Source organism: Citrobacter sp. MGH105 (assembly GCF_001037485.2).
Lineage (GTDB): Bacteria > Pseudomonadota > Gammaproteobacteria > Enterobacterales > Enterobacteriaceae > Citrobacter > Citrobacter portucalensis.
On record NZ_CP073048.1, the window covers coordinates 2,000,657 to 2,016,233 of the forward strand.

Annotated in this window: 13 protein-coding genes and 1 pseudogene; 2 read left to right on the plus strand and 12 right to left on the minus strand. The window is 48.2% G+C overall.

Annotation, left to right across the window (positions count from 1 at the left end):
• Positions 1 to 261: 261 nt before the first annotated feature.
• The 3 genes from SK35_RS09365 to SK35_RS27130 are packed head-to-tail and all read right to left on the minus strand — an operon-like array spanning position 262 to position 4,705.
• Complete coding sequence (locus SK35_RS09365) at positions 262 to 3,762, minus strand: DEAD/DEAH box helicase (RefSeq protein WP_048216022.1); 3,501 nt, start codon at positions 3,760 to 3,762, stop codon at positions 262 to 264.
• Positions 3,749 to 4,525: a Hachiman antiphage defense system protein HamA gene (locus tag SK35_RS09370; RefSeq protein WP_048216023.1), complete on the minus strand. Its 777-nt coding sequence runs from the start codon at positions 4,523 to 4,525 to the stop codon at positions 3,749 to 3,751. The genes SK35_RS09365 and SK35_RS09370 overlap by 14 nt, the downstream gene beginning before the upstream one ends.
• A gap of 60 nt (positions 4,526 to 4,585) precedes the next feature.
• The gene (locus tag SK35_RS27130) at positions 4,586 to 4,705 is read right to left on the minus strand and encodes a DinI-like family protein (RefSeq protein WP_117045396.1); all 120 of its coding nucleotides are present in this window, start codon (positions 4,703 to 4,705) and stop codon (positions 4,586 to 4,588) included.
• Between the two features lie 91 nt (positions 4,706 to 4,796).
• On the opposite strand from SK35_RS27130, the pseudogene SK35_RS09375 reads away from it, so the two are divergent.
• A pseudogene (locus tag SK35_RS09375) lies at positions 4,797 to 4,939 on the plus strand (IS3 family transposase); the annotation flags it as partial.
• A 38-nt stretch (positions 4,940 to 4,977) separates the two neighbouring features.
• On the opposite strand, the gene SK35_RS09380 reads toward SK35_RS09375, so the two are convergent.
• The 3 genes from SK35_RS09380 to SK35_RS09390 are packed head-to-tail and all read right to left on the minus strand — an operon-like array spanning position 4,978 to position 8,596.
• Complete coding sequence (locus SK35_RS09380; RefSeq protein WP_048216024.1) at positions 4,978 to 7,011, minus strand: DUF3732 domain-containing protein; 2,034 nt, start codon at positions 7,009 to 7,011, stop codon at positions 4,978 to 4,980.
• Positions 7,011 to 7,472 carry a three component ABC system middle component gene (locus tag SK35_RS09385; protein ID WP_048216025.1) on the minus strand — a complete coding sequence of 154 codons (462 nt, stop codon included), beginning with the start codon at positions 7,470 to 7,472 and terminating at the stop codon, positions 7,011 to 7,013. The genes SK35_RS09380 and SK35_RS09385 overlap by 1 nt, the downstream gene beginning before the upstream one ends.
• Positions 7,469 to 8,596: a hypothetical protein gene (locus SK35_RS09390; RefSeq protein ID WP_048216026.1), complete on the minus strand. Its 1,128-nt coding sequence runs from the start codon at positions 8,594 to 8,596 to the stop codon at positions 7,469 to 7,471. Before SK35_RS09390 ends, SK35_RS09385 begins: the two co-directional genes overlap by 4 nt.
• Positions 8,597 to 8,976: 380 nt before the next feature.
• On the opposite strand from SK35_RS09390, the gene SK35_RS09395 reads away from it, so the two are divergent.
• Entirely contained in the window at positions 8,977 to 9,924 is a 948-nt protein-coding gene (locus SK35_RS09395) for an ArdC family protein (protein WP_048216027.1), read from the plus strand.
• A 195-nt stretch (positions 9,925 to 10,119) separates the two neighbouring features.
• Here the strand turns inward: SK35_RS09395 and mobC are convergent, their stop codons facing one another.
• The 6 genes from mobC to virB11 all read right to left on the minus strand — a co-directional run bounded on the left by mobC (position 10,120) and on the right by virB11 (position 15,556).
• Positions 10,120 to 10,866, minus strand: a complete 747-nt coding sequence (gene mobC / locus SK35_RS09400; protein WP_048216028.1) for a MobC family replication-relaxation protein — start codon at positions 10,864 to 10,866, stop codon at positions 10,120 to 10,122.
• Between the two features lie 9 nt (positions 10,867 to 10,875).
• Positions 10,876 to 12,735: a type IV secretory system conjugative DNA transfer family protein gene (locus tag SK35_RS09405; protein ID WP_048216029.1), complete on the minus strand. Its 1,860-nt coding sequence runs from the start codon at positions 12,733 to 12,735 to the stop codon at positions 10,876 to 10,878.
• Positions 12,736 to 13,441: 706 nt separating this feature from the next.
• Positions 13,442 to 13,747 carry a hypothetical protein gene (locus SK35_RS09410; RefSeq protein ID WP_048216030.1) on the minus strand — a complete coding sequence of 102 codons (306 nt, stop codon included), beginning with the start codon at positions 13,745 to 13,747 and terminating at the stop codon, positions 13,442 to 13,444.
• Between the two features lie 47 nt (positions 13,748 to 13,794).
• Positions 13,795 to 14,097: a TrbM/KikA/MpfK family conjugal transfer protein gene (locus tag SK35_RS09415; protein ID WP_048216031.1), complete on the minus strand. Its 303-nt coding sequence runs from the start codon at positions 14,095 to 14,097 to the stop codon at positions 13,795 to 13,797.
• 44 nt (positions 14,098 to 14,141) lie between these two features.
• The gene (locus SK35_RS09420) at positions 14,142 to 14,537 is read right to left on the minus strand and encodes a cag pathogenicity island Cag12 family protein (protein ID WP_391488179.1); all 396 of its coding nucleotides are present in this window, start codon (positions 14,535 to 14,537) and stop codon (positions 14,142 to 14,144) included.
• Positions 14,537 to 15,556, minus strand: coding sequence for a P-type DNA transfer ATPase VirB11 (gene virB11, locus SK35_RS09425; protein WP_048216033.1), 1,020 nt, complete (start codon positions 15,554 to 15,556; stop codon positions 14,537 to 14,539). The genes SK35_RS09420 and virB11 overlap by 1 nt, the downstream gene beginning before the upstream one ends.
• Positions 15,557 to 15,577 lie beyond the last annotated feature (21 nt).

The window sequence follows — 15,577 nt, forward strand, 5'->3', positions numbered from 1 at the left end:
ACGGGACGAGTCCTTCGTAGTGTGACGTCTTGCCATGTTGATCTGCTGCCGGAGCGCGAGGCTTGTTTGCGTTCCTCGATCTACGCTTCTACTTCGGCTAAGACCCACACTACGTAGCGTCGCGTCAGATGAAGCGACGCGGAAACTCGCCGCGGTGTTCCATCTCGTAGAGCGTCGTTTCGGCTAGCACGTCGCCACAGTCGCGACAGGTACGCGCTTCTGGTCGTAGATCCACGCAGACAGCATCTTGACAGTTCCCTTTTAGGCGTCGGCAGCCGGCCAACGCAACTTTCCGCGGCCGACGCGTAGAGCATCCACTAGCCGGGTTTTGCCCGGCAACCGCCCCGAGAATAAGCTGGGCTTGGGATCAACCGCTGGCTTCTTGAAGACGGCGATCCGCTGATAGTCGGGGGTTGCCAGCCAAGTCCGCGCGTCCCCTTCGTCGGTGACGATTCGATAGAGGCCAGCGGGCGGGGAGGGCTCGGTATCGAGTAGGCGCTTGTAGCGTTCGACGGACCATTTCTGGATGCCTCCGCTGAGAGCTTCGGTTCGGAAGCGGGCCCATAACGCGGAGGTGTCGGGTGTTGGCCAGTTGCCTGCGTCGGTTTTGGCCGTAATCTCGTCGGATTCAAGCCAAGCCCGCATTTCTGCGGGCGTGACGAAGACTGGCTCAGCATCTTCGATGGCCGCCATTGCCGCACGCCGTGACGGCAGGCCTGCGCGGATCAGCATCGCCATCATTAATTGGGGGACACCGGTTTCTACCGCAGCCGCAGCACCGCCCGCCACCGTATCCGGCGACCAGCCGAAGGACATGCGCCGGGTGCGGACGGCTTCTAGCGCCCAGACTAGCCGATAGGTGAAGGCATCTTCGACCGCCCGCATGTTCTGCGGTCCGATCTTGGAGACTTCTTCCCCGGACACCCAACTACGTAGGATAGCTTTCCAGTTCGGCGGCAGCGCGTTTGCCTTGTCAGGGATGAAAGGCCGCATGAACAGCAGGCGTTCGCCGAGTCCGCCGAGAGCATCGGCGAGTTCGTTGATGTCGCCGCTCAATGCTGCACTGTCTGCCCTGTCGATGAGTTCGGCCAACTCGTCCGCCATAGCGTCGATGAGGAGGCCAGCTTCAAGCCCGACTCCCATCGCGAAATGCCCGCGTCGCGTTGGGGTGGTGGTGGCTTTCCAGATGAGACCAGCGCGTGCTTCGAATACCTTCCGGTGCAGGGAAGCGACATCCTCGTCCTCCCGAGCAATTTGGCGAGCCCAGAGTGACCCCTTGAGCGCCTCGTCTAGAAGGTTAGGTAGATCGGCGCGATCAACGTCTAGGGATTCGATCAGACCGAATACGGTGGCGTCGAGGCGTTCGACGAGCTGAGACAGGGGCTCCTCGTCGATGGTTTCCTCCTCGTCGTCCGTCTCGTCTTCATCGTCGGTGGCGGCGTCGTATACCACAGCGGCGGCAAGTCGTTCTGCCACCCCTGCTTCTTCGTCAGGTGACCTCCAAGCCTCGCGGGCGTTGGCGAGATATTCCCAGGCATCATCTCGATCCAGGACTCCCTCGCGCGATAGACGTTTAAGGATTTCGGCAACGATCTGGATAAGGCCGCTTTTAAGCGTCCTGGCCTTGGCAGAGGCGACCAGTTCCCTCCATTCTTTTTTTCGCCATTTGATTTTGTCGAACATGACATGGACGATCAGCCCCTCGACATCGACGAATGCACGTCCGGCGCGGCCGGCCACATTCGCGAACTCCTCACCTTTGATCTTCTCTGAGGCGCGATATAGCGCGGGCACGAGCAGCACGGCAGCGTTGAGATTGAGGCCCTGGGAGAGCGTCGGCGAAGCGATAATGACCTTTAGCGTTCCTTCGGTTAGGAGCAGTTCCAGTTCGCGTAGGAACGGGCTCGGCAGTCGGCCGTGATGAATGGCAACCCCCACCTTAAGGCTGGCCACGGCTGGGTGATCCTCGCCCAACCATTCCTTACCGACTTCCAGGGCGCGGGCGATCGGAGCCTCGTCTTCCAGCAACGAGTTCAGATAGCCTCGCTTGCAGAGGTCCACGACTTGTTTGCCGTAGCTCTCGACCCAGTTCGCTTGGGTAGAGAAGATCAAGGTGCGCTTGCCCTGGCTCGCGAACTCCCATGCCGCGAACAGAGCGAGGTGCGAGTTCTTGCGTGGATAGGGCTTCTTCTCCTTCCCTCGCGCTGGTTTTTCCGCGACGAATTTGTCAAGGAAGGGGCCATCGTCGTCTAGATCGAGCCGTAGCAACGCGTCCTTACCTCGCCAGGTAAGTGCGCCGAATCTCTGGCGCGTTGGGCGCCAGTCGGAACGCACAGGCTCCCCGGGTTCGTCGGAACGAATCCATGCGGTAAGGTCGTCGAGTTCGTCGCCGCTTGGCAGGATCGCGGAAAGGCAAACTATTCGGCGCTCTGCCGCATCCGTGCGCCGAAGTAGGCGCTGCACGAGCGTCTCATAGCGGATTTCGCGCTCACTAGGACCGATCATGTGGCCTTCGTCGAGGACGATCAGGCCGACATCGTCAATCAGCGTCTGGTCGCTTCTCAGAGCGAAGTCGAGTTTTTCGGGCGTCGCAATGATGATCTCCCGTGTGCGGAGGGCGTCTTCATCACCGGCGGAAAGGCCGCTGGCGCCGTAAAGAGAAGAGACACTAAACCCTAGTGGCGCGAAGGTCTTCCTGAAAGATCGTTCGGTCTGGGCCGAAAGAGCGCGCAGCGGTGTGACGATTAGCACCCGGCGTGCGGAGGATAGGGTCATTAACACGGCAATCTCTGCTACTCGTGTTTTGCCCGCGCTGGTCGGCAGGGCGACGACCAGATCGTCTGTGACGTCTGTGGAGCGCTGGGCGGCTTCGCGCTGCGATGGCCATAGCTCCACCTCTGAGGTCTTGCGGGCGTAAAGTGAAGATATAAACAACCGCCGTAGGTCGGGATATTTTTCCTCCGCACCCTTGGGTGGCTCAGTCGGCAAATTCTGGTGTAGTGAATGTTGCCACAGGTCGTCGATCAGGTGACGGCTGAGGTTCGAAATCCACCACAGAGGGACGTTCTCAGCATTGTCAGCAAGCCCGACAGCGGTAGTAAGGAGCCCTCGTGCGGCTTCGAACGGCTCGACTTCACCCGTTTCAAGCGCGAAGTCAAAAAATGCCAGGGCACGGCAGATCGTCGTATTGAGAATTGTCGACAGCACTTCGTCGACGTCAGTGTCTTCGCCCTGCAGCGTCGCCGCGATCTGCTCATCGCCGTGAGCCCCGTCATCCAACCAGTTGCGGACGAAGCCGCGAAGTTGATCGAGATCGCGCAGTATAAGGTGTCGGATCGCTATTTCACCGGGTGAGACGTTAAGGTCTTCCTCTGTCTCGTTGAAGATTGAAAAGGCGACGGCCGAGAAACCGGCTAGATGGTAGGCTGCAGCAGCAATGGTGCGGCGGAATCCGCGATCAGGGGACTCTGGATTACCATTACGCACCAGAGCTTCGAAGGCGTTGGCTGCGCGCTCAAAGGCCTTGCCAGTGAGTTTCGAAGCACCAGCCTGAGCCCGCAGTGCCATTGCGCCTCGAAGCAGGGCAAAACCGTGCTCGGCAAGATCTGTTTCGATGGTTGCGCCAAGCGGCGGAGCGTTTTGCGGCAATACGCCATCCTTACGCATCAACGACCAAGCTGCACCGCGATAGAGGAGGCGCCCGAGAATACCGTCAACTGTAGCGGCCGTCAGGAAGGTGCTTAATTCTTCAGTCGTCTCCAAGAGCTTCCGCCTCTAGGTACATTGCCGCAATGAAATCCTGATGATCTTTGATGTGAATGTTCACGACGTAGTGGTCCCTATTGACTCCAGCGGCTTCAAGGTTCTCTTTCAGGGAAGCATGAGGGCCGTTACCCGACACGGTGAAGAGCATGTGGTCGATGCGATCGGCTTGCATGGACTTAAGACCCACTTCGTCGCGAAGGTCGCGACCTAGTGCGTTATCGCCAGCGTCGTTGCTCTCCAACAGGCGATTGGCGACGAACAGCAGCGAGTCAGGCGTGCAGCGGCCATTGTCGCGGTCTAGGACCTTGCGGGCGGCGATGACCGTGGTTTTGCCAAGCTTCTGGTTACTTTTAGCTTCACCTTTCAGTAGCCAGAGCTTATTGCCTTGGTAGCCCGCGCCGATGAAGTCATCGCCGCGCATGGCCATGTTACGGCCGTCCTTGTATCGGAGCCGGCGCACGGGTACCCGCAGACCGATTTCTTCCTCCACTAGTTCCGTCGCAAGAATTTCGCCGAGGTCGCCAGAGCGGCCCTTGGGGGTATTAGGCATTGCCTCGCTGAGGATCTTGGCTGCAACCTTGTATCCTAGTCGCCCTACGTCATCGGCGATGCGTTCAAGTCGGTCGTAGTGCGAGCGAATGGTCTCAGCAAGGTCCTCGCGGATATCATCGCGGCCGCCGTCCTTCTCGACATACGTCCAGTAATACTTGCGTTCGTCATTTTCTTTAATGGACTCACACCACTTCTCATATAGGCCCACGGTGTTTCTCCCGATCAATCAGTTAGGATAACGTCAAGATTTTCCCGATTCGAAATCGGCTTATTGAAAGAATCCATCGTCAGCGCTTTCCCACGTATCTCGCAAAATGCCGTCAATCTCTTCCCGTTCAGTTTCAGTCGCGCCAATCAATGGGAAGCAGCTCAGATTTTTTTCAATCACCTACAGGCAAAGATTTCTGATAATGTACCCCATTGGAGGGGAGATGCAATGTCAGAGATTAATCCACACGATGCCGAGCAGACTTAGCTCCAGGATCGGGAAACACATCTATGAAACCTGGTATCTGGCCCGGCGGATATCTTCGATCACATTGAAGTGTTCTACAACCGGGCCCAGCGCCACAATCATCTCGGCGGTGTCAGTCCGGAGACCTTCGAACAGGCCTCGTCGTGAGGACAGAATTTGTCTACGGCCGTGGGGTCCGTCCATAGTTACTCTGTAGACACATCTAGGTTTGGTACTGGGTCTATTAAACCTCTAGTGCGCCATCGATTTCCATTGACTAATGATTCAAATTCAGTTCCATTGGAGAGGATTAGATCATCTGCATGGTCCGTAACAATTATTTGAGGTGAGAATCCATTAGCGATCTTAATTTCATTACAATAAGAAGATAACTGGCTGAATAAATTTTCCACAGCCTTAATATCGTCATCTAGGTCTCGTTCGTTTTTTCCTCGGTCGATCCTTTCTGCTGCTTTTGTTTCATTAAATGTTACCGATTCGTCTCGTCTAAAATTTGGGAAATAGACTTGAGTTGGTTGGTCTAAGAATAATATTGATGGTATCGAGCATAGATTTCCCAGCTCAGCAAAAAAACGATGTAAAGCTAAAAATAAACTAATGTGACTATATAACCAATTGGCACCACTTCCCATAGATCTTAAATAAATTTTTTCATTTTTCTCAGTTAAATGATAGAGGTCGAAAGTCTCAAAGGAAAAGTGCAAGTTAATTGGCTTGTAACTTTCTTCAAACTCAAAGTTTTTGCCTATTGTGTTCATGTAGTTATTTACTTTAGTATTTGCATTTTCAATTCCTTTTTTTATATCATAACCTTTTAATTTTTCATCTATTTTATAAATATCATTTTTAACAGTTTTAATGTTCCTGTCTAGTTCAATATCATCTCCTAAACTTATTCCCTCCAATAACATAAATAATCTTGCCTTTATTATGAGGATGTTCTCATATAGACTTTTTTGCGCAGATATTTGTTTCTCTGATGTTTCTATAACTAAGATTTGTTCATTTAGCGGTGTTATCTCATTTTTTAATTCTTCGATTTTTCGTTTTACTTCTACTAACGATGATTCAAATTTTGCCTTTATAGGTTTAATATGAGAAAGATTATGAACTACTTTAGTAATTGCATCCTGTAATTTTTTTGCACTATGTAATAACTCATTGTTTTGGGTATGGCAGAATGGACAGACAGAAGAAGCCACCTGTATTTTATCTTTCCATCCCAATTTGCTACCATTAACAAATAAACGTTTTTCTTCTTCTATATTTTTAGCAATGGAAGATGCTTGCCTTTGGAGTTTTCTTAATTCTGAAACTTTTAAGTTAAGCTGTTTTTTTAAGTTATTATAAAACTCAGTGGTTGCATTGGAGTTATAATTTATTTTCTCAGGAACTATTATTTTGTCTAATTTTTCTTTTGCATCACGTGGATTGAGCAGAATTACATTCAGTGAGATTGGTTCGCTTTCAAAACCCATTAAAGCATACAATTGATTAAGCACGGGGGAAAGGCGCTGTTTTTGCTTTGTAGAGACATGTGAATTATTTTCTTTTTCTCGAAGTAGTTTATTTAACTCTAAGGTTAGTCTTTCCTTTTCTTGCGATTGAATAAAAAATTCTTGGTCGACTAAACCGAGAAAAATTTTTGTATGTTCTATAACTTGATCCCTTTTTTCTTTTTCATCAAAACGATAGAATAATGCATGTTTGTTAGCCACAAGGTTTTGATGTTGCAGCATAAAGGAGGTAAAACTCCTAATAGATGGAGTAGGTGCCTTCCGATTAAACTTCCGATTAGACTTAGCCGTTAATGAAACATCGACATCGTCTATGTCCAGAAAGAAACCAGTAATGAATTTTTTATATCTTTCTATGTCGATATAAAGATTCGTAACAAAGTAATCAGCATTGATTATTTCCGTAGAATAATGCTCTTCCCTTCTAAAAAAAGCTTTGTTATTAATATCAGGACGCCTCGCCATTACTATATTTTGTTCGTCTATTTTTATGAAAATATAGTAAACGGCTGCACTATCAGTAATCACTCCCTTAGGAACAGTATATTCATCACTACCAAAGCAATAATCAAATATCTCTATTAATGCACTTTTACCGGTAGATGATTTACCTGTTACAATATTAACTCCTTCTTTGAAATAAACGGGATGCTTATTTCCTATTTTGTCAATGACGCCCATTTCATGGATTAATGTGTTCATTATGGTTGTACTCCCAAGAAGTCGAATATTTCCATCACTGAATGGTTGCTAAATAATTTTGCCAAATTTATGGCGCTTTTTTGTGATGTTATTGATTTGTTTTGGTTTTTTTCACTATGTAATGTAAGGCTCTCGGTGTCTATTATTAGCCAGTCGTTAATTAGACAATACTGTATGCTTTGCGCTGTGATATATTTGAATTCTTCAATTCGTTCTTGTAGGTCATAAAACTTGGCTTTATCATTAAATATTGACCACATAGTGCTTTTTTTGTTTTCCCCAAAAATAGCGCCTTGAAGCCTACTTTCAAATATTGAATGAGTACATAGCGGAATGACAATTGGCGCGAGTATTAAATTATGTTCTACTTGATTTATTGAGGAATAAAATGAAACTAAATGCTCGCTAAATCTAAAAGGGTTGTACTTCAATAGATATAATGAATCGATAATGCTACTCATAGCTCAATCTTCCATTTGATATTTTTATCATCATCGTCCATTGCATCATGGATTAGTCCGTTTTTATATTCAATTGGTGGGATTTCATTTCCCATGTTAAATGGAGTTTCATTAACTGTATTATTATATAATATCTTTGAATCTTTCAATTGGTCTTTTAAATTTAGCTGTGCCGAAGAATAATTAATAATAAAACGTTTTACAATCTGTTTTTGATATGCCTTGGTTTTTTTTGCATATAATGGATATTCATCAAGTTCTTCAATCAAAGAGTTTTGTAATTCAACCCAGTTACCTATAGCATCAGGGATCATAGCATGATGTTCGATATCTATGATTTTCTTAACAAAAAGCTTGTCCTGATATTTTTCTATCTCAAGATCGGTTGGTTCATAACCGTTGAATGGTGGGAAAGTAAACTCTTTTTTATGAAGTAGTGAAGTAAGTTCTTCACATTTTGCATTGAATAATTTACTGCTGATTTCCCATGAGGAGTTATTGGCCTGTTCATAAACAAATCCAACAAGACCCTCTAAATAGCATTCTAAATTATATTTTGGTATGCCAATTGGGCGCTTTAGAATTTTATTCTTCAAAGCTTTGAGGTCGTCGGTTTCAGTGAAAATCGACATCTTCTTAATTATTTCCATCAATTTTTTAGATGGAGATTCCATCACTGCTTTCTGCAATTTGACAATGTTTTTGGGCTTTTCTGATTCTAACTCTTCTTTAGAACGTTCTGAAAATATATCTTTAAGAATTTGAAGTCGATCTTCTGGAGAACAATAATTCCATTTTGCTAGCCGAGTTGTCGACCCAAAAGCTTGAGTAGTATGTAGGATCAAAAAACCATAATTTTCATGCTTGAAGTTGGCATCGAGCCAGTTCTTCAATGTATTCCACAAATTTTCATGATGATCTGTCAGAGGTGCCGCATAGTTCTTCGCCTCTGTCTGTGTTGATTCATCAATCTTATTGCTAACAAGACTGATATCGCCATCTTTTTCAAACCAAATGGATTGCTCGTCTTGTAGTGAAAAACACTTATCAAGTCCTATCAATACCTGATAATGAAATGCTAAAGCGGTTGTAAGCGCTGCGTTTTTGGTTTGGCTACCATTCATACACAACTCTCCCTAGAGCTCTTTCAAAGATAAGCATATTTTGCCAAAAATGTCTTGAAGTTACGAGTGTGTTCTATTGTGCCTTAACAAAAAGCCATAAGATTTAGATGAAAATCATGGTATTTACATTGACAAAATGATGCAAAACCCATTTCACCACTGCGGAGTAAGGGGCGCTATGCCCGGCTATGCAGGGGCAGTTTTTTCTCCCGTGTGCTTTCCGTTCTTCATCTCTGTTTCCGGTTAATCGTTTCCCAACACAACCCGTCCCGCAAGGGTAAATGGCACGCTGTTGCGCCCTTGCAGGCCAGAACGATGCCGGGAAAGCGAACCATCAGGCGATACGAAGACGAAAATCACACACTGACGGAGAAAAAACCATGACGATTTCCCTGCATACCACCCGGACAAGCGCCCCTAACGCCGCAGCGGCGACCAGCGTATCCCCGCTGGACCCGTCAGGCTCCTCAAAAACGAATTTTTCTAAAACCAGAACGGACATTTATCAGACCGTTACCGACAACATCATTGCAGCACTTGAAAGCGGTGTAAAACCGTGGTCCTGTCCGTGGCAACGCGTATCGGGCATGTCTGGTCTGCCATCTAATTACGCAACCGGAGCAGCCTACAGCGGTATTAATATCATGCTGTTATGGTGCAGCGCATCTAAACAAGGTTTCAGCGATTCACGCTGGATGACTTACAAGCAGGCACAGGCGGCAGGTGGACAGGTTCGCACGCGTGAACGTGGCACCACAGCCATTTTCTACACCACGCTGGAGAGGGAAAACGACGCCGGAGAAATCGACCATATCCCGATGCTGAAAACTTTCACCGTGTTTAACGTTCAGCAAATCGGCGGCTTGCCTCTGACAAAGGTAACTGTCAGCCCGGAAGCGAGATTTGCCCCGTTGCCGCAGGCTGAAAATCTGTTCAGGAAGAGCGGCGCAAACATCATTGAGAAAGGACAAAACGCCTTTTTCAGCCCATCAACTGATGAAGTCTGGTTACCGGAGCGCCATCTATTCGCTGATGCGGCTAACTTCTACGCTACCGGCCTGCATGAGCTTGTCCACTGGAGTGGGGGTAAAAAACGCCTGAACCGTGAAATGAAAGGGAAGTTTGGCAGTGCGGATTATGCAGAGGAAGAACTGGTGGCGGAGCTGGGAAGTGCCTTTCTGATGGCGGACCTAGGGATTGAGGGAGAGGTACAACATGAAAGCTACATTGCTTCCTGGCTGAAAGCACTGAAAAACGACAGGCGCTATATTTTCAAAGCGGCCAGCGCCGCCTCCAAAGCGCATCGTTATCTGATGGATAAACTCTGAGGCCGGAGCCGGACAACCGCAAGGGAATGCGGCTACATGGTTTTTAACCGGCAACGCTGCAAGGCGCAGACTGAGGCGGAACGCAGCACAGCGAGTACCGAACAGTCCGCGCCTCGCAGTGGAATAAAAAAATACACCGGCCTGGCGGTATCGCCGCCAGGCCGGTAAGGCCATCACGATGGCTCAAGTAAAAGCTTACGTAGAGCTGTCTAATGACAGACGCTTTAGTTCATCAAAGGTATAAATGCGAAACACCCGACGATGGCGTTCTTCCAGCGGGACGTGCTGATGGTTGATGATGACATGCCTGATGCTGTCAAACAGCAGTTCAAGCGCACGTTTTTTCTGCGAATCGGGTACTACATAAAATACGTAAATCCACTGTTTTTGGGTACGGGCCAGCAGGTGGCTGGCGATAATCGACTGGTAGCGGGCTCGGGTTTTCAGGCGGCGCTCGGTTTCAATGGCAATAATGTTACCGTCGGGCAGCGTCAGTAATCCGTCAGGGCGATGTTTTACCTGAAACTGGCTGAGAAAGCTGGCCCGGTCGCCGTTAATCCATCCCGAAGCGCCTTTCTTCTCCAGAATAAGTCTGGCGGCCTGATTATCAAGATGGTGCTCCAGCGTCCAGCCGGTGATTTTTGATGGTTCAAACCGCGCAGGAAAGATTTTATCATCCGGGGTTAACACCACCGCCAGCCCGTCGCTGGTGATCCCCCATAATGAAATCTTCATTGTCCGTGATTCCAGCACATGCTTCTGGATTAACCCCATTTGCTCAGTTTTTGCCAGCAGCGAATAAAGCGATTTATGATCCCGGAAACCAAATAGCAGCATCAGCGTTTTGAAATCGCTGTAGGTTTCTTCTTTCAGGAAGTTCAGCAGTTGTTTTATTTTTTCTCTGTTGCGTGTTTGGCGCTCTTGATATGTCGAAATCAGCATAACCGCTCCTTAAAAATCCAGCGGGGACAGGTGTTCTCCCTCATCAGGTTGGGGCTCTGCCGGTTTGACTTCGCTTTCGTTGAAGAAAAGATCCGGGTGCGTTGTCATTACATCCTGTATGGATGGTTTATCATCCTCGTCAAAATCCAGTGCGATTTTCACCGGTGCCGCCGATGCGGCAATATCAGGGGAAACCGAGAAGATTTTTAGCTGACGCTTTCTGATCTTTATCGGTGAAATCAGTGAGGCAGAAGGTAGCGTTTTTGTCGTAAAGATAAAGCTGACAAAATCGGGCAGGTTCAGGATCATATTACTGTCAATAAAGAAACGTTCGGCCTGGCGGATTGTGCGCTCACTGTCGATGGTCTCCGTCAGCATATTATCCGTTTTAGCCTTACGGAGTTCATCATCCACCAGAATAGTGCCTGACATTCTTGCAACCCATTCCGCCGTATCCGGGTCCATAACCCGGTAAACCAGTTTGAATTTAGCGTTCTCAACGACCGCTCCGACAACGGCGTCACCTTTCAAATCTGCCGGGCAGTCTTTTAAATCGGCAATGGACTGGTGGTCCATAATAATATGCACACCTTTATCCCGCGCCGCACCTAATCCCTCCAGTTCTGGCCTGGATAAATGGTATTTCAGTTCTGAAAGATAAATAGCAATGGGGCGGGGTATGTCTGTTACACGGTCGCGCCTTTCTGCTAACTGGTACAGGCGAACCAGCAGCATGCGCTGTGCGGTAATTATTTTGCTGTTTCGCATTGAACCGATGACGTAACAGCAACCGCCTTCATCAAATATCTTATTAAGCGAAAATCCGGTAGGGGCATTGATGGCATTGAGCAAGGCCAGTTCCTCAATCTTGCCGAAAAAGGCTTTTATCTTATCTGCAATACTTTGAACATAGTCTCCGTTATAAACTTCCCGAATGGTTGAGGCTGTATTATGGATGACAAATTGTGCGGCTATTCGGGCGGCTTTCCGGTCGTCGATCCGATAAAAGTCAGCTTCCTGTCCTTTTTCCGCCAGGCTGAAACCTGCAACGAACAATTCTTCCAGTTCATCTGGCGTAATATCTTCAATCAGGTTTAGCTGGTATTGCTGTTTTCGCAGGTCAATTAAGGCAAAGGGTTTTCCTGCATCCTCGCAGGCTTTCCGATAAAGGTGTGGAGCCCATTCATCATCCTTGGGGTCCATAACAAACACACCTTCACCGGCCAGAATACTTTGATAAAGCAATATGCCGGTGGCAACCCCTTTCCCTGCTCCAGTGGTGCCAATAATATCCGCGTGTTGTTTCTGCCAGTCTTTTAACGGGAGATACATTGGTTCGTTCTCCCTGTCCATGCCAATAAAAATGCCTTTATTCAGGTCAATATAATCCAGCGGATCATAATGCAGTGTTTCCGGCAGCAGGGACTTTACGGTGCGGACATCGGTGCGCAATTCGCGTTCAAGGGTGGTTTTTTTAACAAGATGTTTCTTTATTTTGTCCAGTTCCGGCGTGAATACGCGGCGAAGTATAATATGAAAAATAATCCCGGTCACAGTGAAAGCAATCCGTACTGACCACGCCAGTACCGTATTATCACTGGTGAGTCTGGTCTTATACAGCCACTGGAAGGATCCGATAACTATCGGGGCCAGTGTCCCAGAGAGAAAACACACCAGGGAAAAAGCAATAATCAGCTTTTTCCATAACGGGGCTTTCTGCCGTTCATCGCTTTTCATCGATGCAAAAAACGGCATCGTCAACCCCGCTAATAATGCCAGCATCAGTTGTTGCTGTTGCATAAAAGCCAGCACCGCCAGCATCCCGTTCACTATCGGGGACAGTGAAGCGGCAAGCTTATTTAAAATCATGATGCCTCCTTCGTCAGCGATTCGCCCCATGACATCGCCCCATCAATTCGCCCCACGGTGTCGGGCGAAAAGACGGGGCGAGCGTATGGGGTAAAAAAGGTGGCCGCTGTGCGGCCATGTGCAGGAAAGCATGCTTCCCTGCACGAAACGGCGTGCGCCGGTACATGCGGGCTGGACGCCCTTATTGCCCGGTGCATGGGGGTAATGTCGCGGCTGGACGCCACGCCAAAACCCCTAGGGTCAAAAGCGGCACACCGTCGCCCGCTACGCGCGACCAACCCCTTTAAGACGCGCGTTTTGCCTGTTTTTTCTCGCAAGCTCCAAAAAACGGGAACGCTGCTTTAAAGGGGTTGGTCGCGCCTGATCGGTAATATCCCCGCTGGGGCGGGAAATATTACCTGGCTTGACGGTGTGCGGGGCAAGCCCCCCACAAAAAACGGCACGTGGGCGTGCCTTTTTGCTCGCTGGGGCGGCAAAATTTTTGCGGCTCCCCCGGCCTGCTTAATTCGCTGTGGGCGAATGTTCGCAGATGGAAGCGGTGCCTGAAAATTAACAATTTCTGCGAAATTGAATTTTCTGTCCGCGTTCCACTGGCTTATTTCACGGCTTAACAATTTCTCCAAAATTGAAGCCAGAAATTAGCCAGCCTGAACCCCGCCGTCTGTCAGTCTGTGGCGCTGTGAAGCATATTGTAATTACTGGTGGTTCACACCTGTTCGCGATATATTTCACCCCGGCATTCCTGTTCAGCCTTTAATACCTCCCGGTAGGTTTCATCATCGACTTTCGTTCCCTGATTTTCGGCGTATCGTCTGAGTTTGTCAGCATCCTGTTCATTAAGACGCGAAAGATGATGTCGCAATAAACTGATCAGTCTACTTTCATAGATCTCATAGTAAAGGCCGCATCCCTGATTCGCTTCCTCAGAGAACTTTCTGTACACGGCTCCTACCGATATTCTGTCATGATGCATTGAGTGGATGTTGGAAATAAAAAGGTTTTCTTTATCCATATTTATTTCTCCCCAAAAAATGTACTAACATAATGGTCGGAGGTTTATTATCCTCTGAGCCTGCCAAATCTGGACAGGATTTTATTCACCGCCTCCGGGTCAGCACTGACACATTCTCCGAGGAAAGCTTTTCTGGCATTCAGTGTATGACCGGGTAAAAATCCGTGTTTATTCTTTTTGACGATATTAAAGAAAGTTTTTTCAGCTGAATGGCACTCACTCCCTCCACTGTTTCCGGTCGCTTTCCCGTACATACAAAGCACGACTTCGCATGGGGCCGCGGCGAAGCAATAAACAGGGGGCACAATGGCAATGCACAGCATTACCATCGCAATGGTGGCGTATTTCATGATGAAGTCCTTACCATAATTTCTGTACCAGGATATCGGTACATTTAATGTGAAAAATAAATATAGGTATCGCTACATGTCAGGCACTGAGTTGCAGGTTGATATTCAATAACACCTTTTGCGCCATGCTGGCGAAGCCAGCTTGTTGCAGTAAAGAATGCTGTGCCTGATGTTGCAGCAACAACAATACGTGTCGAATGCGCAACTGCGTAAAATACGTCGGGGGTCCAGAGTGTCTCGTTAAACTGCGTTGAGTGAACGGACAATAACCACTTCCCATTAACGACTGGGGAAGGATTAATAACGGGGTTGTCATTCCATTGCGGTAAACTGATATTCACTGACTCGCCCGATTTATCCCATTCAACAGATACCGGTGGGGGTGGTGACGAACAGCCGGTAAGCATTATTAAAAATAACAGTATATTGATGGTTTTCATTATGCTTTCATCTCCTCGAAGAAGGCATTACGGTGCAATGGCCGGAAATAGATATCATTCATTCGGCGCACGTTCCCGTCTAAATCAATACTGACAATAACATCCAGACTGTCCAGCACTTTGCGTAACATAAACGTGTAGGGCAGCCGGGCGCATTGTGGGTTTTCATAACAGCGAGTAATAAAACCGTCTACCGCTTCTATTGCTGAACCCGCATGAAGGGAAGTCATACTGCCTTCATGGCCAGAGCCGGTTATTTTGAGAAAATCCCAGGCTTCACCACCGCGTACTTCGGTTAACAATATACGGTCGGGATTCATGCGATAATTCCAGCGCAGAAGACTGGCTGGCGTCACAATCGAGCCTTTTTCATCTGCTGATTCGGATGGATAGAAGAGGTGGACATAGTTTTTATGAACAAAAAAGGTGATTTCCGGATTATCTTCAATGGTCGTAATACGCAAATGGCGAGGAATAAAACCAATCAGCATCTTCATGTAGGTTGTTTTCCCGGTACTGGTTTCCCCGGCCACTGCGATAGTTTTACCGTACTCCATGCACTTCTCCATGAAACGCGGGATATCTTTGGCGGTATACAGGCCCAATAATTCCTGGTCGTGTGTCTGAATGGTTTCTGCGCCTGTTACCCTGTTATAAAAACCGGCGTCGATGTAGCTCTGGTGGGGAATTTGTACCCGTGACGGCTTTCGGATAGTAATGGAGACGGTGTTGCGCTCACAGGCCGGAGGGACAATAACCTGACAACGTTCACCGGATTCCAGCGTGGCTGACAGCCCCGGTTTGATATCTTCAATATTGTCGCCGTGATGCTTTGCCAGGCATCTGGCGAAGTTGTAGCACCCCTCATAATCCAGCGAAACACTGTGCAGCTCCCAGGCACCATCAATTTTGGTAAATAGCTCGCCCGGGCGGTTGACGGCGATTTCTGTTAGTCCAGGATGAACAATAAAATCGCCAAAAAATCGCTGTGTATAGCGGTCGAGAGAGATGTTTTTCATGTGATATCCTTGTATCGGATA